Raw genomic sequence first — 21,290 nt, 5'->3', positions numbered from 1 at the left:
AATAATTCGGCCGGCGCCTTTCATGACTTGCGAAGACAGGCACCGTACCAAACACATCTTACCTTACCGCTATGCCTCTGCTACTTCCTTGTACACGAAGAAGAACCGTCAACTCGGGCTCTTAATCTGACTCAAAATTTCATTTACCCGTTCGATCTCGGGGAGAAATCCTAGACCTTTAGCAAGAGAAAGCGCTTTTTCGAGTTCGGTCTTAGCCGCAGGAATATCTCCATTTTTATAAAGAACCTCCCCAAGATGATAACGAACCACGGCGTTAGTGGGCAAAGCATTCGCAACTTTTTTCAATACCGACAGTGCGACCACGGGGTCACCTGATTTAAATAGCACCCATGCATAGGTGTCGAGGAAAACGGGATTCGTCGAATTCTTCAGTGGCTCGACGAGTCGCCTAGCACGAGATAAGGCTTCGCTGTCATTTTTTGTATTCACCAGCAAATCTGCCAGATTATTGGCGGCCTCCACATTGTCCGGATGGCTCCTTAGAATCTCTTCATAGGTTTCCATCGCCCTCAGACTTTCCCTTTTCTGATTATAAAACTTCGCTAACTCAAGCAAAAGTTGGGGATTGGCAGGAGAGGCGTCCAAACCCTTCCGGTAAATCGAAATAACCTGATCGCCCTTGTTCTGCTCCGCGTATATTTTACCCAGCAGGCTATAAACTCCGATGGACTTTGGATCGTTCTTCAACCTGGCCTGCAAGACCCTTTCAGCTTCGCTCCATTTCTTGCTCGACGCATAGGCGATAGCCAGGGCTTCATGAGCTGCCCCTATATCCGGGTGTTTCTGTAAGAACGAATTGAAATACGCTATACGCTCAGCTTGCCGCCCTGCTGCTTCATAAGCCCTGGCCAGGGCAGACATAACGCTGGGAAGGTTCGGGTTTTTACCCAGCGTCTCTTTACACAGTTTAATGGCGGATTCGAATTGATTTTGGCCCATCGCCAAAGTTGCTTCCCACATTATTGCCGGCAGCTCGCCTTGTGGTTGTTTACGAAGCTCTGCAATAACGGTTTGCGCACCTGTCCAATCTTTATGGGTAGCCTTGACCTGAATAATGTACTCAAGCACTTGAGTATTACCAGGCGCGCCCTGGATTGCTTTATCCAACAGAGCCGCTACTTCGATCCAATCACCGCGTCTTATGATAAGCTGCGTCAAAGGAACAAGAGCATCCAAGTTGGCCGGGTTAACCCCCAATATTCCGCGCCAATCCCTTTCGGCTTTTTCGCCATCGCCATTCGAATAATGCGCCTGTGCAGTTAACAGCAATGCTCTTTCGAAATTCGGTTTTTCATTCAGTACAACTTGAAGGTCATTCAAGGTACCCACCGAGTCTCCTTGGGATAGCCGCAAGGTCGCGCGCATCATGAGTGCATCGATATGATTGGGCTCGGTCTTTAAAACCTCATCCGCCAACGCCGTCGCCGAAACCGCATCTCCCTGGAACATCGCAACCTCAGCAAGTTTCAATTTGGCGGACAGTGCATCCTTACCGGCTGGATCGGCATCTATCGTCGCTTTGAGAATCGCCGATGCATCCGAATAGCGTTTATTGGCAATAAAAAAGCTAACGAGACGGGCTTTTAACCGAGCATCTTTAGGATTTTCTTCTATATAGTCTTTCAGCGTGGCTTCTGCGAGCGACGCACTGCGAGACTCCAACAAACTCACACGTTTAAGTTTAAGCTCTACGTCATCTGGCAAGTTTTCGATGGCCCGTTGAATAACCTTATCAGCGTCTTCCGGTTTGTTTTCCGCTAAATATGCCATAACCAGGGCATCATAACCTCCTATAACGCGTGGATTCTTTTCTATGAAACCGTGGAGAAAAGAAATCAAATCCGTTCGCCTTCCTGATTTTTCATAAAGTCCAACCAGGCTGGAAAGAACTTGGCTGTTGTCCGGTCTCTGGCTTAAGAAATCCCGATATTGAGCTAAGGCCTCACCAGTACGGCCCTCTTGGGACGCCAGCAACCCCTCCCAATATATCGTCGCCAAATCTGCCTGAGCAATTTTTTTCAAGCGATCGAGTGTTGCATGGGCTCCGGCCCAATCCCTTTTGGTGGCTTGAAGTTGAATCAACATTTCCAATAGTGCGGGACTACTGGGATTTACCTTGGCCGCCTTACTAATAATCTCCTCCGCCTTTTCAGCGTCCCCGCGTTTAACCAGTTGATTAGACAGCGCAACGATGGCGTTCATGTTGCCGGGATTGATTTCAAGCACCTTGCGCCATTCGCTTTCGGCAACTTCCTTTTCCCCCTTGAGCAGGTGGGCCTGCCCCATCAAAATCATAGCTTTCTCGAAATTTGGCTTATCCCGCAACACAATACGCAAGTCGGAAATAGCACCATCGGCATCTTTCTTATTAAGACGCAGCTCTGTTCTCAGCATCAGAGCGTCGCTATTATTGACGTCGACACCGAGCACCTCTTCGGCCAGACTTTCAGCCCTAGCAACATCTTGCTGCAACAGTGCGATTTCTGCGAGCTTGACTTTAGCGCTGAGACCGTCCTTGGCTTTGGGGTCTGTCGCCACTATCTCATTTAGTGGGACTTTAGCATCCGAGTAACGTTGACGTGTCAAGTAATAGTCGACAAGACGGAGCTTTAGTTTGAGTTCTTGCGGCGCTTCCGAGATAAACTCCTTCAAGATGGTTTCCGTCTGATCAATATTACGCCGCTGAATTAGGTCGACCAATTTGAGTTTAAAATCAACATCAGTAGGATATTTTTGAATAAGCTTCCGCAAATTGCTTTCGGCTTGCTCAAAACGACCGAGATCTGATAAAAGCGCGACCTGGGAAGTACGGAACCCGGGATCATCCGGATATTTTTCAATTAAGGTATCGTAATCGTGAATCGCAACATCGAAATTTTTAGCTCCAACTTCCAGCCTTATTTTCAATAAACGCAATGCAACGGCGTCCGGATTTTGTTCGATGCCTTCAATCAATACCGCCTTGGCGTCTCCGGGATGTTTATCTGCGACCAGAATGGAGGCTTTTAGCCCGATTGCATCAACGTTAAAAGGCGCTTTGCTCAAAACGCGCTCTACCCTCTGCAGCGCCTCGGTTATATTGCCCTGCCGCAACCGGAGAGAGGCATCAAACAAGATCGCAGTAGGGCTTTCCTGATCGAGTTCTAAAGCTTGTCTTGCCTCCTCGGCGGCCTTATCAAGCTGCCCGCTCAGTATATATATCTGCCCAAGTTTAACATGGGCATCGAGGTGCCTAAAATCAAGTGCAACCGTTTCGAGCAGCGCTCCCATCATAGCCTTCCAGTCGCGCCTCTTCTCCTCTAGGAGAGCAATCTGATAATAAGCTTCGGATAGCTTGGGATTAATTTGCAGCGCATTCTTGTACTGAACGCGCGCGGCCTCCAGCTCCCCTTTTTCGAACAGAACCTTCCCTTCCTGCAGAAATTTCTGGGGGTCGTCCTTCCCGCACGCGGTGAATAACAGAGGAAGGCAAATAGCCGCAGCTTTTGAAAGGTCGGCGTAGCGGGAAACATTGAGTTTTGCGTTCACAAAAAGTATCCTTCAAGCGTTATATGGATTTAGCAGGGCGCAAAAATTATCTACGATAGAACTGACTATCCGCAGCCCCGCCGAACCGGCAGGCAATTTGCGGACGCTCCGGCGAATACTCAATGCGGAACAAATTCTGGCAGAATAGGTAATACCCCGGAAATGAAATCAGTTAAGCGATTGTCCGCAACCTCATCCGCTTCGCCGTCGATGATCGGTGTAGTCACGCGTACCAATGCGCCATCCGTCCTGTTGTCTAACAAAGCATCGCGAAACAAATACCACTTTACCGTGTATTCATCCGCGAGAATGCGACCTCTTTCTTCAAACCAATAGTACACGAGCTGCTTACTTTTTCCTTTGTTGATAACAACTCGGTTAAACTCGAATATATTTTCTTTATGCGCTAAACTCGAAAAGGTTTTACGCTGAAAATCCATGATTTGCCACCCCCCACCAGGCAGGCAAACGGCTGGAGAATGCGGCGACACGCCTTTACGTTGCGATTCATAATAAGCGACATAAAAGTTTACGGATTCACCCGCGGCATTGCTGAAGTCGGACAGCAAATAATCTGTAAGCCCCAGAGTTTTCAGTGTTGCCTCGTCCAATGTTCCAGGATGGCTACGCCACTCTCCAATTGTTCGAGCGAAGGAAGAGAAGTATGAGCGACTTGGCCTTACCTCCGTCCTTGCATTCAACGAAGGTATTAGCGACGCTGACACCGCAACGGACAAGGCGCATATAATTAGTGGTTTCGGCGGACGGCGGAATCTGGTTTCAGCCTTGCCGGCCGCCGTATCCGCTTCAAACTTGAGTCCGAACACCTCACCAAATGGACGTCGGTCCCGACCTACCAATGTCAATCCCCACATTTCGGCAAATAATATTGCAACGCATACCATGAAAACGGCGAAACCCTCGAAATCATGGAGAAAACCGCGCGCTTGATCTCCTCCGAAATATTTCACTAATATCCCGATCATTCCTATTCGGAAGCTATTGAGCAATATCGCTATGGGTAAGGTGGAAAATATCAGGAGCGCTCTTTTCCAAGGACTTCCGGCATACAAGTATGCGCATATACACCCAAAGCCGAGTAATGGATACAGATAGGTAAGCCCGCTGCATGCTTCTATCACTTCCAACTTGAATACGCCGAGATCGATGAGATTTCCCTCCCTGAAAACAGGAACGCTGAACAGGCGGATCAAGGCAACCCCGAGCGTCGAGGAAATCAGCTGTAATTTGGAGGTGACGGTTGCCTCCAAGAAATAGGGAATTGGAATTGCGAATACCAATATTCCGATGGGTACGAAAGTGTATCGCGTACCGGACCATCCCAAAACTGCGAGAGATAGGCCCATCAGCAGCAGGACGAATGAGTAATGGATTAATAAATATATTGCGCTTAGTTCGCCAATTGTTAACATCAGCAAGGCTGTTACGACCAGAACTGGGCCATGCCAGGATGGTGGCAAATCTAGCGTCTTAAGTATTGCCCCCCGCTGCCAAAGAAAAACCAGGGTCACGAGAGGAAGAAAATATCCGTGATTGTATTCCTCCTCGGCATTCCAGCGCTCGACCAAATTCGCAAGACCGCCATAATATGACCAGATCGCGAGCAATAGGGTAAGCACGAGAACCCCCCAGGTTGCCGCCCCTAAACGCCAATATGTTTTTTGTTCTTGATTCACGCTTAGACTCATATGCAATAATCTTTGCGGTCCGGCTTTTGTACTATCTGCGTGGTCGTTTATTTTTAATAATCGGCCATGTTTAGGTAGGTTTTATTCGTTATGACCTAAATCCAAGCCGGAAACCTGTTAACCGGAATTGGGAAATAGAGGGGGAGCGTCTGAAACGCATGGCTGATCGCCCCACACGAGTCTTCCCATGACAGAGTTACAGTCCTCGCAGGCACCGTGCCGCAAGCGCTGTTAGGGCTTACGCCAGGGGTGGCATTAGCCGGGTCAAATGTGATTAAGACGGTCATAGAAACTCAGGATAGTGGAGGGCATTTAGATGAGCTGTTCGCTCAAGTGCACGATATATCCGCCTACTATGGCCCAAAGTTATGACATCAATATGAAATCGCTCGCTCATAAGCCAAGAGATGGCGGTCCCGCGCGTGGGCCTCACCCTGCGCGCTCGGCGAACTCCGTATGCTTGGGACTCGAAACCCGGCCAGACGGGCCCGAAGGAGTGGCACGCTATTCGTCTATAAGGACGAACTTGAGCGTTGCGCGAAGATCTAGAGGGCAGAGTCCACGGAAGTTTCCGGTCCTTGACAACCTGCGGGGTCATCGCAGTCTGGCAGTCAAAGAATGGCTTGCCCGCAGTAGCTAAGGCGTGTCGGCAGTTTCGATAGCCTTAAGAAACAATTCACTGAGTTTCCTAGCCTGTGCGTCGATCGCGTAGTGTTCGAGAACCTGCTGTCGACCAGCGCTCCCCATTTCGCTTAGCTCCCGCGGAGTCGCCATGAGTGCCAGTCGCACGGCGGAAACCAGTTCCTCCACCGCGCCGGCTGGCACCAGCCAGCCATTCACGCCGTCACTCACCAATTCCGGAATCCCGGCAACATAGGTGCTGATAACCGGCCGCCCCAATGCGAATGCTTCCATGATGACCACCGGCAAACCCTCGGCGAAGCTCGGGAGCACGAAAATACGCGAATCCGCGATCCGCCCGCGGATTTGCTCTCCGCTTAACGATCCGGTCAACTCGACATGCGCGGAAAGACCATTTTCGGCGATCAGCCTTTCGATCTCCCCACGCAGCGGGCCATTGCCGACCAAGACGAGGTTAAGCGAGAGCCCTTCCGCAACCAGTCTGGATACGGCCTGAATCAGCATTATCTGACCCTTCTGTTCGCTCAACCTCCCGACACAAATGATCCTCACCTGGTCGGGCACGGGAGTGATCGGTACATTCAGAAAACTCGCGTCCAAGCCACAATGGATGATGTGGATTTTCTTCCAGTCGTCGAAATCCGCCCAACGATACAGCTGAGCTCGGCCGTAACTCGAGACGGCAACGACGAAGCGGGCGTGCCCGATTTTCTCTCGCAAACCGATGGATTCCGCCTTGTCGAACTCCTCCGGGCCATGCGCCGTAAAGCTGTAACCCGGCCCGCCCAGGGCGCTGGCAAGCATGGCTACGGTGGTGGAGTTTGTCCCGAAATGGGCATGGATATGCCGGATGCCCTGTCTGCGCGCCCAATCGCTGAGCACACAGGCCTCCATCAGACAAAGCAGGGCTTTTCCCGGCTTTCTGTCACTGCGAGCCGCAAAGCGCATCGCGAACAGCAAAGCACGAACTGAACGGGCGGGATTGAAAAAAACCTGCCTGAGCAGGATCGAAACCAGTTCTCGCGGAAGCGTCTTGACGATATGCCGCGTGGCTTCGGCCTCCTTGAGATCAGCATCGTCCACGACCCCGCTGCGCTCCATGCGGATCGCAAAGCGGTGCACCTCGAGACCTAGCGTTTCCAGGGCCAGAATCTCGCGACGAATGAAGGAGTGGCTTACAGCGGGATACTGGTTGATGAAATAAGCGATGCGCATTTAATTCAGGGTACCGTTCGGCTTTGAGTTGGCGAGCAAGTTGCCTGTTCAAGCGAGTACTTTACGAAAATACCCTATGGTCTCCTTGAGCCCATCCGACAACGCAACCTTGGGCTCCCATTCCAATCGCTCGCGAGCCACCGAGATGTCCGGCTGGCGTTGTTGCGGGTCGTCCTGCGGGAGTGGCTGGTATACGACTTTGGAACGCCCACCGCACAGGCTAACGACCTTCTCGGCCAGTTCGGCAATCGTGAACTCCACGGGATTACCTAGGTTGACGGGGCCGCAGAAACCGTTTTCCGTCCCCATCATTTTGAGGAAGCCGTCTACCAAGTCGTCCACATAACAGAAGGAGCGGGTCTGGTTGCCATCGCCATAAATCGTGATGTCGTCCCCCTTGAGGGCCTGAACGATGAAGTTGCTCACCACTCGGCCGTCGTTGAGTGCCATGCGGGGTCCGTAGGTGTTGAAGATTCGAACGACCTTGATGTCGAGCCCATGCTGGCGGCGGTAGTCGAAAAACAAGGTCTCGGCGCAACGCTTGCCCTCATCGTAACAACTGCGCGGACCAACCGGATTGACACGCCCCCAATACGACTCGATCTGAGGATGAACCTCCGGATCGCCGTACACTTCGGAAGTCGAGGCTTGGAGGATTCGTGCTTTAACCCGTTTGGCCAGACCCAGCATATTGATCGCGCCGTGCACGCTGGTCTTGGTGGTCTGGACCGGATCGAACTGGTAGTGGATCGGCGAAGCCGGGCATGCCAGATTGTAGATATGGTCGGTTTCCACATAGAGTGGGAAGGTCACATCATGGCGTAGGACTTCAAAATTCGCGTTGGGTAAAAGTTGGGTAACGTTGGCGCGCCGCCCGGTAAAGAAGTTGTCGACGCAAAGCACTTCATGGCCTTCCGCCACCAAACGGTCACATAAATGAGAACCCAGAAACCCGGCTCCCCCCGTCACGGTAATTCTCAACGACATAGTGTTTGATTCTCCATTTGTAAACCTCACACTATTCCATATCAACATGACAGTTCTGCGCATGCGGCGTAAGTCGGCCTGGCGCGTCCATCGCATAAGCCAAGAATTTGGATTTGGGGTGGGGGGCAACCAGCCGGGCTAAGCCGATTTGGTCGCCAGCCCGCCCGTAACTCCCTCAGGACGCGACGTTGTCTCTTTCCGTCTTCATCCAGCGGGTTTCGCGTCGCCGGAAAAAGGCGCCGTACATCGGTAACTTCCATAGCAGGTAGCGTGGAACCGACGCCAAGGCTGAAAGTGTTTGAGAGACTCCGGCGAATTGGAGCCAGCTGAAAACGAGCATGCCTATCAGCGCAAGCCCGCCCGCAAGCACGGTGACCATCGCGCCAAATTGTCCGTGCAGGGGATAAAGGCCGACGATGAGTCCGAGCACCCCGCCCCACAGCAACAGAAGAAAACCCAGTGGCGGAACGGAAACCTCGAGGGCGAGGGCACAATAGTCCAGGTTTCTTTTGACTATGCCCTCCCAGAGCAAGACAGGAGCCTTGCTAAGTGCCAACCAGAGATGGCCATGTTCCCAGCGACGACGCTGTTTCAACGCCGTGCCCATTTGCTTTGGAAGCTGGGTGTAAATTTTCGCCTCCGGCACGAATCGCGTCGGATAACCGCGGCGCAACAAGTCGATCGTCAGTTGATAGTCTTCCGCGATGGATCCTTCACCGTGAGGGGCGTGGCGGATCAATTCGAACGGATAAGCAGAACCGGAGCCGTTGAGCAAACAGGGAAGTTCAAAGAAATGCAAACCGAGCGGCCTGATGAAGTTCTTAAGAAGAATGGCCAGACTCGACACCGTCGCCATCCCCACGCTGCCGTCAGCGGGAGAGAAGGTATATGCGCCCATCACGGGCCAATTCAACGCATGCGCCGCTGTGGCCAGCGTCGCAATAGCGCCTGGCTCGACGCGGCAATCGGCATCGATAATGACTACGACCGCCGGTGGATCAACATCCAGCGCACTCAGGCCCGCCTTCAGCGCATCCGGCTTGCCTCCCTTGCCTTCGTCATTCGCTTCCAACACCTCAACCCCCGCACCGCGGGCGATACGCGCCGTCGCATCTGAACAGTTGTGCGCGACAACTAAGATCCTGGAATTCTCCGGCAGGCCATCCCGGATCGAAGACAGCGTCACAGGGATGCTGGCCTCTTCGTTGTGCGCCGGAACTAGCACCACCGTTGCCGGATAAGCACCTGCGCCCCCCCCGACACGGGACGGCTCTCTGTTTATCAGCGCCCCGAAAATTTCCAAGATGACCACCAGCATCGGCGATAGTACCGCCAAAGCTAAAATCCACACTAAGACAGCAAGCACCGGTATCGACACTGTAATTCCCTCTGATTCATTAATCCGATCACGCCCACGGCAACTAATCGGCCTTTAAATTTATGTTGCGGTAATTCGCGAACCCATTCAGTAATCGGGCACAAAGGTTATAAGTTTTCTATGCAACTGTTTAACGCATGAACTCTCTCACGGCCAGGATAATTCCGCGTTGAATGACATCCTCTCGATCCCCGGAAGGGGACCAACCGAGAACCTTTTTTGTTTTCGAACTATCGTACAGAGCCCTGTGACTTCGGGAGTCCCAATCACGATAACTAGGGATACGGCGGTTAGGATGTCGAATAATATTCTTCGCGGCTTCCTTGATACAATCACTAATAAATATTTTCCAGGCTGGCGTAGGCTCGACTCGCAACTTAGTTCCTATTTCTTTCGATACGATGTCGACATACTCCCGTGCACTGAGCAGAGGGGCATCCGTGAGTAGGAATGCCTGACCCTCTATACCGGGCTTGTCAAGCGCCATCACGAGTGCTTCCGCAACGTCCTCCACCAAGACAAACGGCAATTTATTAGTGCCATCACCCCACAACTGAACTCGCGTATCCGATTCAAACATACCGACACCCCAATGAGCGGGTGGACAGCCCTCACCGATGACTATGCCTGGCCGAAAGATGATTAAAGGCAAGCCCTTGGTTCTGAACATTTCCATGAGCAAGGACTCGCATGCCGCCTTGGATCGGGCATAGAGATTACGACGAGCTATATTGGGATCCAGGGGAGTATCGGATGTGATGACGGCATGCGCATCGGCGGAATAATAGGAGTCGATAGTGCCGGTATAGATGAAGCGCTTAACGCCTCGAGCCAATGCGCACTCACCGATGTTTTTGGTAACCAGAACATCCTGCGTGTAATAGTCATTCCAGTTTTTCCCCTCGGCTTTAGCCAGATGGTAAACGGTATCTATCCCGTTCATCGCTTCATCCATGAAAACCGGATCAGCCAAATCACCCTGCACCAACTCCACCGGCAAGCCAGCCAAAACGATCTGGCCGGCCCTACCCCCGCGAGTGACTACCCTCACGCCGAGCCCACGGTTAACGAGTGCCCTCACCACATATTTTCCAATAAAGCCGGTGCCGCCGATGACCAACGCGGTAGGCCGACTCAATGGAGGAGAAACGACCCAGGCTTGAGTCGACGGCGCGGGCGCGGCGAACTCGGCGTGCTTGGCGATCTGCTCACAGGTTTCAATGACCTGCACCCCGAACCTGCCATCCAGGCGAGGATCCAAATCATTCGGCAGCCCCTGGTAAAATGCTGCGACGCTGCGTTCGATACTTTCAAAGTAGGGGTTTGCCGAAGGAGCCTTCTTGAATTTCCCCAATATCGAACGGCCGAAGTTCCTCAATCCGTTTGTCGCGTATTGCAGCGCAATGTATTCCGCAGTCAGGAAACTATCGAAATGCACCCCAGCCCCGCTGGGTTCGTCCAAGCAATATAGGTCACGGTCAAAGTCGTATCTAGAGGAAGCCGCATGCCCACGCACGCTGATGGAGCGATCAGTGCATCCGGGTAAAACCGAAAGATTTAAATCGACACCGGTATCCGCGTTGACGCCGTGAACGTGCCACCGCCTATATGTCCTCGCGCCACCCGGTAGATCGATGGGTTTGAATATGTCCGTCGACACTCGTTCCATCGGGCCGACCAAGTCAAGCATAAATGCCACCAAGTGCGGTCCTAATTCAAAAAACAAGTTTTGTGGTTCCCTCAGCATCCAGTTGTCGAAGGGACCGAACTTAATAAAACCTAGCGGGAATAACCAATTAATGGTTACCTGATCGAGTTTACCCAAGGTCCCATCTCTCGCGTGGCGGCGCAATTTCTCATACCCGCGAAGGAACAAAAAATTGTGATTGACCCCTAGTTTTACCTGTTTCCGGTCCGCAATCTCGACCAACTCTCGACACTCGATGGCATTTATTCCCATGGGTTTCTCGAGCAACGCATGCCGCCCCGACTCCAAGATTCGCCTGCACGTCGAGAAATGTGCATCGGGCGGCAACAACACATGAACGACATCCACATCGGAATTCAGCAAATCGTCGAGAGAAGAAAATACGTGAGGGATGCCGTAAAGCTTGGAAGCTCTTTCCGCCCGCCCGAGGGAAAGGTCGCAGACCGCTTTCAATTCGGTATGCATGTTGGCATGCAATGCGCGCGCGTGCGCCTCGGATATATAGCCCGCACCGAGCAGGCCAACCTTCCACTTTTTATTGGTCATTGTTTGATTTGCTTATGACATGAAAAATCAGAAAGCCTATATTGCCTCGTTTATATTTAACCGCGGCAGAATAGATAATCTATTTGTACTCAATTAAGTGATAGCGTTTCAGCATCATATTCAAGTAGAACTTGATGAGACCTACGCCACCGGCGAACTTACCAAGAACCGTGAATTGAGAATAAAGCAACGCGTCGGCTACACTATCTCCGTGGCTATGCCGATAGTGAAAAATTCGCACGCCGAGCACTAAATATCCTCCCAATAAAAGCAAGCTCAAACTATTGGATGGAATTGCGCTAATAGCTGTGAGCAGAGGAAGGCCTACCCCCCAAAACCACGTACTTTTCCGCTCCTTAATGCAATCCCTTACAGCCGAATTGCCATTGAGGTGAGCGCGTTGACCGATGGCGTGGCCTCCGCGCACAGCGCGCTTCCACCATTGCATAAACCGATGCATGTCGGCATCGTGCGCAGCCATGGCATGATCGATTTTAATAACCTTGTAACCTGCCAGAGTCATGCGAACACCCAACTCCGAGTCCTCTCCGGCGATTACCTCCTGATTAAACCCACCTAGTTGCTGAAACACACTGGCCCGAATCATCGAAATCCCGCCCAAAGCACCGAAGTCGGTCAGTACGCCCGGTACCGACTTCCATTCCAAGGCGCATAGGCGGTTATAAGGCGTCGCGTCTGGGTTCCGCTCCTGCAAGTGACCGATCATTGCCGCGCATTCGGTGGAGCAGTCAAGGGCCGCCTCGGCAGCGGCAAGCCAACCGGGAGCGAGCGTGCAGTCGCCATCGATGAATTGCACGTAACGGATCTCGGGAAAATGCCGAAGCAAATACTCAAAGCCTTCATTGCGGGCTCGGGCCGCCGAAAACGGGGAAGAGCGATCCAATTCAATAACGTTGAGCCCCATGTTTCGCGCCATTAAAACGGAGCTATCCGTAGACCCGGAATCTACATAGATCACTGCGCTACCCGATGAACTGACGGATTTCAAGCAGCCACGAAGTCTTTCCCCTTCGTTTCGGCCGATTACCACAATACCTAACTTCATAGCTTAAAAATAAATATGTCCTTAAGATAAGAGACACCGGATAACTGCATATCAGTTCACGGAAATCAGATAACACCCGCAGGCCATAAAATTATAGAGACCGACCATTGTTATTTTTTTCGAAAAGTTTAGTCGCCATAAGTCTAAGATTTTCGTAATCTTAGGCTTCTGGCTCGACTCCGCAACCAGAGGCTTCTTACGACACTACGGCATTCTGCCATTTAAATTATTAAGCGTCATAGTCAGACCGTTTTTACCATTGAGGAATTGCTCTCTTAAAGGAATACAGTTTTCGCACAATTGTTCGTACAAAACCTTATCATGGAGCAGTTTATGAATAGCCGCCACATAATCCGCTATGTCGTCGGCCTTTGCCGCCAGCGCAGCGCCTCCTAACACTTCCAGTGCCGGGACAACGTCCGAAGTGATGATTGGGCGCCCCAGCAAAATTGCCTCAGCAGCAACCATTGCAAAACCTTCAATTAAGTCGCTCCGCGTTGGGATTATGACCACATGGCTACGCTGGTAAGCCTTCAGTAACTCGGGGCGTTCCAGTTGCCCTCTAATATGCACAAATAGTTCGAGATTGCGCTGGGTACACTCATTGCGTAACTCCTCCAGCGCCGAGCCACCCCCACAAATTTCGAACACCACGTTTTTATCGCGTAGACGATCCGCCATGTCCAGAATGTCGAAAACACCCTTGTTACGCTCGACCCGCCCGGCGAAAACCACTACAAATGGTTTCTGATCATGCCTCAGAAGGACCTGGCGATTTTCAAAATCCTGTCGATGGAATTGCGCACAAAACTGATTCACCGATATTTTGTCTGTTTTTGCTAGCTGCTTGATTTGCCTTTCGACTTCCGGGGATACACATACGGATGCAAAGGCGATATTCTTTATAAACCAACCATCCAATGCCAATAAAACTCGTTTTATAGGATCACGCGGACGATTGCCCTTGGGCCATAAGGCATTGTGAAAATGAGGAACTATTCTGATGTTTAATAATTTGAGAGGCGCCAAGACAAACCAATAGGTCACACCGGACGTTACATGCAAGGCTTTGGGGCGGACCCTTATCGCCGTTGCGAGAATACTCAGCCCGTAAACGATTTGCGAAAAGTGATACAGAGCGCCGGCACCAAAGATCCGTTTTGGCCGGTTTTCAACCCGAAACTGTTCGGTGCTCTCCTTTCTTGTATCGTTGCTATAGGAAACAGCGTAGGCACGGAGCGAATTCTGCTCGCAATAATCGAAGAACTGCCCACTAAAGGTTATTGCTGTTTCCGTAACCACATCCTGTTGGCTATGCCAGCGGAGAAAGGATTCCACAATGTCGCCCGGACCCTCGACATACATAACGTCAAATGCGCCTGAACGCATGTTCGCCGACCTGTTATCGTTTGCGGCATGATCCGACGAATTCTTCATGTCCACGGTACGCTATTCCTCCTCGTGCAACTGGTCGCGATCATGCTTATACTCGCCGGCCTTGCGTCGGGCGCCCTAACTTCCATAATTGCCCTTGAAGGAAGAAACGCAGATCGCCCCATAGCAAGTCGAACATAAACCGTTTGGGCTCTGCGGGCCTATTCGAGCCACCGAGATGTAAGCATTGGCGCAACAGAAACGTGAGACGCCCGAGAGCCCAGAGGCCGTCGGCGAAAAACAGCCCCGCAACACCGTAATGTTTGATGAAAAAGTAACGGCGCGAGTCATACCAATACCTCGCGCGCCGCTTTGCTCCCGATTTGATGCCTGTCGACGCGCCTTCCAAATGCATCACACGCGACTCGGGTACATACCAGCATTCCCAGCCCGCATTCTTGGCGCGCCAGCAGTAGTCGACCTCCTCGAAGTAAAGGAAAAAACCTTCGTCCATAAGGCCAATGTCTTCAATCACAGGGCGCCGGATGATCATGCTAGCCCCCGAAACCCAGTCACAGGCATGAGCCTTCATGCGCGGCGCCTCGGAAACCACATAGCCACGTAGCAATCGGCTCAATACGCCCAACCGCGCGCCGTCGTTCAACTCGCTCAGGGGGGAATGCACCCGGTGAGCCGAACAGTCCACGCCGCCTTCGGGTGTCTCCAATAGACTGCCGGCGACGCCGACCTGGGGGTGCCCGTCCATGAATTCCACTAGGGTCTGGATCGCGCCGGAGCGGAGTATCGTGTCCGGATTGAGCAGCATCACATAATCCGGTGGCGCCTCCCCCCCCAAGGCCATGCGTAGGGCGGCGTTATTGCCATAGGCGAATCCGCCGTTACGCTCCTGAGTGGCCAGGCTAACCCAGGATGACAAGCCACTTCGAGCGATGAAGTCAGAGAGCATTTGCTCGGAACGATCACCCGAATTATTGTCTACCACCACGACATATCCATTGCGCAAATTCCAGTCCGTAGCCGAAAAAGAACGCAGACAATCGATAACCAGATCCGGCGCACGATAGTTAACTATCACCACCCATACCCTTTTCTTGGCGCTATGCATCATCGGACGATCACCGCTATCGCGCCGTTATCTGCTTAACGAGGCGGTCCATCATTTCAAAATGAAGGTCCTCGGAGAAATGAGATTCGGCCCTCGATCTTGCTTTCTCACCCATGGTTTTTCTTAGTTCGTCATTCGAAAGCAACTGTACGCATCTATCGGCCGCCGATCGTTCCGCATCGTCAGCCGTCTTATCGATTACAAACCCAGTTTCTTCATCACTGACGACCTCTGGCATTCCTCCGACTGAATTGCATAGGCATGGTACCCCGCTCGCATGCGCCTCCAACAAGGCCACGCCCAAACCTTCCATGTCACTAAATAAAACGCAAACCCACGACTGCCTCAACATGCAGGACACAGTCTCTTGAGGTTGATTTCCATGAAAAACCACATCCTGGATATTCAGATCACAAACGTATTGTTCGAGCTTCTCTCGATTGGGTCCATCACCAACGAGCCATAACTCCGCCTTGGGCAAAGCCTTCTTGACTAACGCAAACACCCGTAGAAGGAACATGTGGTCCTTCCCATGCCCTAATCGAGCAACGCAAATGATCACGGGCCGGACATGTTTGTCTGCATTATCCGAGACATCGAACCGCGAAAGGTTTACGCCAAGTGACGAAACGTGGATAGGTACATCAATGCCCAGCTCCCGGATGAGACGACGCGAGTGCATCGAATTTGTCACAATTGCCGCACAGTTATTAGTTATCCATTTAAGGCTACGATGAGGCACTGTATGAATATCCGAGCCGTGCATCCATAATATATTTTTGACGTTATTCCTTTGGGAATAAAGTGAACTGGCCACCGCATTGTCGTAAGCAAAATGGGTAATCAATACATCAGGCCTCGCGCTCGCCAGACGGATATAGTGTTTTGCGATGCCGACGGCGTTCCTGAAATGCCGAGCCATACTGACAAGCCTAATTCGGGGTCTTATTTGACCTCCATATAAACAACCGATCAGGAAGGCCGATAACGAAAACATAGCGCCTTGGAAATTCACAAGATCGATTGCCCCCCTAATAGCATAGTATCGGTCATGCATTCCGCTAACGACAGGCACGTGCAATCTCGGTATTACGCAAACCGCGTAACCTCGCTCCAACATGCCCCATATTTCGTTTATGACAAACGTCTCCGAAACTTGCGGAAATGACTCCGGCACGTAACCCACTAGCATTTTTTTCATGATGGGTTTATCGCCTCAGCCTTCTCATGACCCGACCGAGTATGGAGTTATCAAACTTGTACTTTTTTATTTGTACTGACGTATCGGCATCAAGAATCCTGTCGGCATCGGTCTTTATCCAGTTTAGAAATTCCTGTTGCGTTTTGAACCCTCTCACCTTTGCCGAAAGCGCCGACATGCCCCCGCTGCTTTCGTCGTAGCCGAGGCAATACTCCGATCTTGGATCATCCATGTGCTCCGCCCATATCAAGGGGTAGTACCACCCGCTGCAGTATCCCTCTGCGGACATTTTTGCCCGATCGATCGGAAATGCCGTGCCATTGTGGCTCTTGATCAAATACTTCAATGCCAGCGATTTTTTCATCAGAAAAGCGGTACCACCTATGCCGAGATTCGAGAGAACCCGATGTGGGTCGAATCCCCGTATCTTTTTCTGCGCAACCCCGGCGTTCCTCTCGAAATCCTCCGGCCAGAATGTCCAACACCCCACCATACCCAGTCTGTCATGCCGTTCGACGGCCGGCCGTATCGTTTTGATCCAGCCATCTGGAACCAGCGTGTCATCATCGATTTTGCCGATGACATCCGCCTTGCTTTGCTCCAGGAACCAACGTGTCGGAACCGCCTGCATCACATTCGAATCATGCTTATGCCTGAGCACGATTCTTGGGTCTTCGAGAGCCGAAATATATTCCGCCACGCCGTCCGAAGACCCGTTATCCCACCAATAAAGCCTGAAGTCGTCATTCGTCGCCAGCAGGTTGTCGATAGTGCGCTTAGCGTAATGGAATCTGTTCCAAGTGATCATTAGGATATCAACCGACATAACTCACCCGCGAGTCGGTAATAGGCCATAATTTATTGCAAGAAATAACACCACCGCCGACATCCCAAGGAAAGGTAGATCGACTCTCGGGTGCCAGAGAGATAATCGCGCAAATACTATAGCCACGACGAAATACACGATCCAATTGGCCACTGCCAAACCTACCATCAGGCCATATACCCCACTAAGCTGATGCCCCACCAACATGGCTCCAATTTGAATCAATACCTGAACAGCCTGGAGCATTGCGCTTCTGCCAACCATCCCTTTTGCCATTAGAACACCGGCATATGACAAACTCATCACAGCGCTCAGGGAGCCGATAGCAAGCAGTTGTAACATGGTGCCGGAATCCGCATATCTCGCGTCATAAAACAGCCGCATCACCGTATCGCCGAGAAATACGAAGAACACGGCAACGAGCCAGCCCGGCAGAATGATCGCGAGCCTGCCTTTCTCAAGCGCACCATAAAGTCGCTCCGGGTGGTTCCGGATAATTTCTGCATAAGATGGAAACAGGACCTTCGCTGCAACCTGCTGGCAAGCCTGCATGAACATGACATTCATGGTGCTCGCCAGGGTGTAAAAAGCGAGTTGATGAATATCCAACATGGCGCCGATCAACAACTTGTTTCCCTCTCCCGCAAGAAATGTGATCAGAGAGCTGACAAACACCCATTGCCCAAAGCCAAACAGAGTTCGAGCCGATGCGTCATCCCAATGAAACCAATTCTTCACGCCATGCAGCGCAAGGTGGCTGGCAAACATCTTCGTCACCGCGCCAATGACGCTACCCCAAACCAAAGCCCATACCGTATGTTCGGCCCAGGCCCAAAGGACAGTGATCACTAAGCCAAATGCATAGGAACCGAGGTCGATGAGCGTGACTCGCGCGGCTTCCAAATGACGGTCGGCGGTCGCGAGTTTCGTTGAGTTAAATCCCGTGATGAGCGCGGTTAACCCGGCTGCAGGCAACAATTCCGCCAGAAGGGGCTGCTCATAAAATGCCGCTGATGGCTTCGATGCGATCCACAACAAACCCCACAGCAGACAACCTCGGACTACTTGTATCGTCCAGGCGGTATTTAGAAACGCTGAATCATCGCCCCGCTTGTTCTGGACGATGCAAGGAGCAACCCCCATATCCGAGAGCATCGTGAATCCGAGTATGACCGTCTGAACGATAGCCAAGAGACCGAATGCATCAGGAAACAAAAGTCGAGTCAGAATGAGGTTGCCTGCAAATCGCAAGACCTGATTTACCGTGTAACCAGAGACCCACCAGAACCCGGCTTGAATAACCCTGCCACGCAGGCGAGTCTGAGCAATAGTTGACGTCGACATTTTCTTGCGGTTATTTCCATTATGCTACGGGAGGCCTAGCCTATTTAACTACGCACGCCAGCCCACTCTGTAAGCAATGCTGTTGACATTCCGATGGACACAACAAATAGTAAGTAACTAAGCTCATAATATAGCCAGGTGCTTTTGTGTCGGCTAATCCTCGTGCCTTAAAATATTAACCTGACTACTATTTTTCATACAAAAACGCGCACAGAACGGGCATACATGCTCCATTCAGTATGCACGCCTTTTAGTGGCCGGATTAATAGATTCGCATCGACCAAGCAAGCTACCGGCAATTAGCCAGGTCCAAGGCGTCACTGAAGCGTTAACGAGCAAATCAAGTAGGCTAATCGCCAGTATGAGCGATAGCGCGCCCAGGATAATTCTATCCTTCTTAATGGGAACATAACGACTTGCCTTAAACGCTCTAAAAACAGGCAATGCCAATAAGCCGAACTCAGCAATGTAACCGAACCAGCCGTATTGGCCCATCACGATAATCCAACGGCCATCCGTGACCGACAAATCATCGCCGGTAGCCTCGTCGTAAACCCTATTGCGTCCCCAACTTCCCCAGCCCGAAAAAGCTCGCTCCCTAGCACGGGCGAGCAAGATTTCTTCGTTATCTAGTCGAAACTTCAGGGATTGCGCTCTTTCCTTGCTAACCGACGCAGCCATTTCCTCGATGCCCTGCACAGGAAAGCATTCCATGGCTCGCAACATTGGATACAGCAAGGTAATAAGCACTATACATCTCGCGATATTCAGTTGAGTGGTGACGGACGTAAAGCGAATAAATAAAAGCAGCACAGCCGCATAAAGCATCGATGCCATACTCTTGCATAAGAGCAGAACCACGCTTAAGTAAGCCAGCACACCTGCAGGATTAAAGCGCCCGACGGAAATCCGTGCCTGCCACAACGTAGCCGCCCCTACCACGGCCGTCATAGCAAAAAACGCCACCCATAGGCCATGCCCGAGGAAAACCACGGGCCGAAATCCCCCATCGCGCATCTGCTGAAGAAAACTATGTGGAAAATACCCATAAATCCACGTATGAAGTTGAGGGCTCATGCGAACTTCAAAAAGCATGGGTAGCGAGTAAACAATACCGGCAACCACCAGAGCTCGAATTATATTTTCACTATCGCTGGCGGAAGTCAGAAGTTGTCGACCGAGCGCGAAGGGCACAATAAATAAGCTCTGTCTAATGACATCGGATAGCGCATCATAATAATCCATACCTCCGATATACCGTGGACCCGCGATTACGGGATCACTATTAACTGCGGCCGTTACGAATGGGCTCAATAAGTAAACAATCATCAGCCATTTGCCCCAACCTCCACTTGGCAATAGATTTACAGGCCGGCCAAGCAGAAACCTGCAAACCAAAAATGCCGCTACATTCGGAATAGTTATCTTGTCCAAGGGGGGAAGGAGAGGCAGGTCTACCGCATTGCCAACCGGCAAAATCAAATAGGCTCCTAATATTGACCAAATGGTTGCCGGTCCAATCGGCAAGCGCCGATAAATCGCCAAGCAAATAAAAGGCCAGCCAAAGAGGACAAGATACGAAAATATATTCGGGTTAATTCTTACACCTTAGGGACAATACTTGGTGGTTAACCTATTAACTGGGTCACTATTCTTCGTACAAGACGCACTCAGAACCGGCCTACATGCTCCATCAGTGCGTACGCTATTTAGTCGCCTGCAATACCAAGTGGCACTGTCATCTCCGCCCATCGTCCGAATGGTGGCTCTCATCCGCTCATACATGGATAACTTTCAAGAATTTTATCTTGCTAGACGACTGAAAAGCGATAAATGGCCTTGGAAAGAAGCTCAATTCAGAAGATATATTTCGGTGGGGAAATAGCCCTGTTAATTGCCTCGATCAATACCGTAGTAGTCGCTACTCTTTCAGTCCACGCGGGTAGGTTTTCCGACCATGTTTTCACAAAGAACTGCTGCGGATTTTGAGGTACAACCACCAAAACGGCTCGCCGAAATATGCCTCTGCAGGTGGCTATTTGCATTGGATCTGAACCCAGTGTTTTGAGATAAGCAATTAACCTCACAGGCAAACTCTAGCCGCTTAGCCTGCTCCCAACATGATCGATAAAGCCGTTACTAGATATAAGACGAAAATATCCGGCTTTAAAGTAAGGCACTTCCTCATATGAAATCTGTTGGTAATAGCCATCTGAGACTCAATAGCTTACGACACTCGTAACGTTGTTTAACGGGTATTATGATTCGTTGCAACTACGCCAGGCGGGTTGAGACAGATTAGATTAAAGTGGGAGTATAATATCCCATATTTGTGACTGCCCCCCCTAAATCGACAATCCTCATTTCCGGCGTCAGGATAAAATACTACAAAACTTTTCGTCCCGGCGGCGACTACCCACCGGTGCGACTCTTATACAAACACTCCAATTAGGGCTGTCGGAGCGACAAGGCTGGTGATGGCTTCCAGGCAGTGACACCGCTGTCAACGGGATCACAGAAACTTCTGCTATCCCGAATAAATAATTAATGTAGTGAGGCCTGTACCCTTAACCTCAACGGTATAGTTGGTCATGTAGCCATCGGCGATCGAGTATAAAC

General features: G+C 51.2%; 13 protein-coding genes. All 13 read right to left on the bottom strand.

What is annotated here, in order from left to right; all coding sequences use genetic code 11:
• Positions 1-108 precede the first annotated feature (108 nt).
• Positions 109-3,549 carry a tetratricopeptide repeat protein gene (locus JWZ97_RS00135; RefSeq protein WP_205432428.1) on the bottom strand — a complete coding sequence of 1,147 codons (3,441 nt, stop codon included), beginning with the start codon at positions 3,547-3,549 and terminating at the stop codon, positions 109-111.
• Between the two features lie 119 nt (positions 3,550-3,668).
• On the bottom strand, positions 3,669-5,246 hold the full coding sequence (gene xrtD / locus JWZ97_RS00130) for a VPLPA-CTERM-specific exosortase XrtD (protein ID WP_240342409.1): 1,578 nt from the start codon (positions 5,244-5,246) through the stop codon (positions 3,669-3,671).
• A 648-nt stretch (positions 5,247-5,894) separates the two neighbouring features.
• Positions 5,895-7,115, bottom strand: a complete 1,221-nt coding sequence (locus JWZ97_RS00125; RefSeq protein ID WP_205432426.1) for a glycosyltransferase family 4 protein — start codon at positions 7,113-7,115, stop codon at positions 5,895-5,897.
• Between the two features lie 48 nt (positions 7,116-7,163).
• The gene (locus JWZ97_RS00120) at positions 7,164-8,102 is read right to left on the bottom strand and encodes a UDP-glucuronic acid decarboxylase family protein (RefSeq protein WP_205432425.1); all 939 of its coding nucleotides are present in this window, start codon (positions 8,100-8,102) and stop codon (positions 7,164-7,166) included.
• Positions 8,103-8,277: 175 nt separating this feature from the next.
• Positions 8,278-9,420, bottom strand: a complete 1,143-nt coding sequence (locus JWZ97_RS00115; protein ID WP_205432424.1) for a glycosyltransferase — start codon at positions 9,418-9,420, stop codon at positions 8,278-8,280.
• Between the two features lie 190 nt (positions 9,421-9,610).
• Positions 9,611-11,734, bottom strand: a complete 2,124-nt coding sequence (locus JWZ97_RS00110; RefSeq protein WP_205432423.1) for an NAD-dependent epimerase/dehydratase family protein — start codon at positions 11,732-11,734, stop codon at positions 9,611-9,613.
• A gap of 79 nt (positions 11,735-11,813) precedes the next feature.
• Entirely contained in the window at positions 11,814-12,800 is a 987-nt protein-coding gene (locus JWZ97_RS00105) for a glycosyltransferase family 2 protein (protein WP_205432422.1), read from the bottom strand.
• 204 nt (positions 12,801-13,004) lie between these two features.
• The gene (locus JWZ97_RS00100) at positions 13,005-14,237 is read right to left on the bottom strand and encodes a glycosyltransferase family 4 protein (RefSeq protein WP_240342610.1); all 1,233 of its coding nucleotides are present in this window, start codon (positions 14,235-14,237) and stop codon (positions 13,005-13,007) included.
• Between the two features lie 46 nt (positions 14,238-14,283).
• Positions 14,284-15,300, bottom strand: coding sequence for a glycosyltransferase family 2 protein (locus JWZ97_RS00095; RefSeq protein WP_240342609.1), 1,017 nt, complete (start codon positions 15,298-15,300; stop codon positions 14,284-14,286).
• A 16-nt stretch (positions 15,301-15,316) separates the two neighbouring features.
• Complete coding sequence (locus tag JWZ97_RS00090) at positions 15,317-16,297, bottom strand: glycosyltransferase family 4 protein (protein WP_371822632.1); 981 nt, start codon at positions 16,295-16,297, stop codon at positions 15,317-15,319.
• A gap of 211 nt (positions 16,298-16,508) precedes the next feature.
• Entirely contained in the window at positions 16,509-17,309 is an 801-nt protein-coding gene (locus JWZ97_RS00085) for a glycosyltransferase family 2 protein (RefSeq protein ID WP_205432415.1), read from the bottom strand.
• A gap of 21 nt (positions 17,310-17,330) precedes the next feature.
• Positions 17,331-18,671: an oligosaccharide flippase family protein gene (locus tag JWZ97_RS00080; protein WP_205432413.1), complete on the bottom strand. Its 1,341-nt coding sequence runs from the start codon at positions 18,669-18,671 to the stop codon at positions 17,331-17,333.
• A 234-nt stretch (positions 18,672-18,905) separates the two neighbouring features.
• A complete protein-coding gene (locus JWZ97_RS00075) occupies positions 18,906-19,916 on the bottom strand; it encodes a hypothetical protein (RefSeq protein ID WP_205432411.1) in 1,011 nt (336 codons plus the stop codon).
• Between the last annotated feature and the right edge of the window lie 1,374 nt (positions 19,917-21,290).

The sequence above is a fragment of the Methylococcus sp. EFPC2 genome (assembly GCF_016925495.1).
Classification (GTDB): domain Bacteria; phylum Pseudomonadota; class Gammaproteobacteria; order Methylococcales; family Methylococcaceae; genus EFPC2.
The sequence above is the reverse complement of the archived record's forward strand: the minus strand, read 5'-3'. Positions and strand labels throughout refer to the sequence as shown.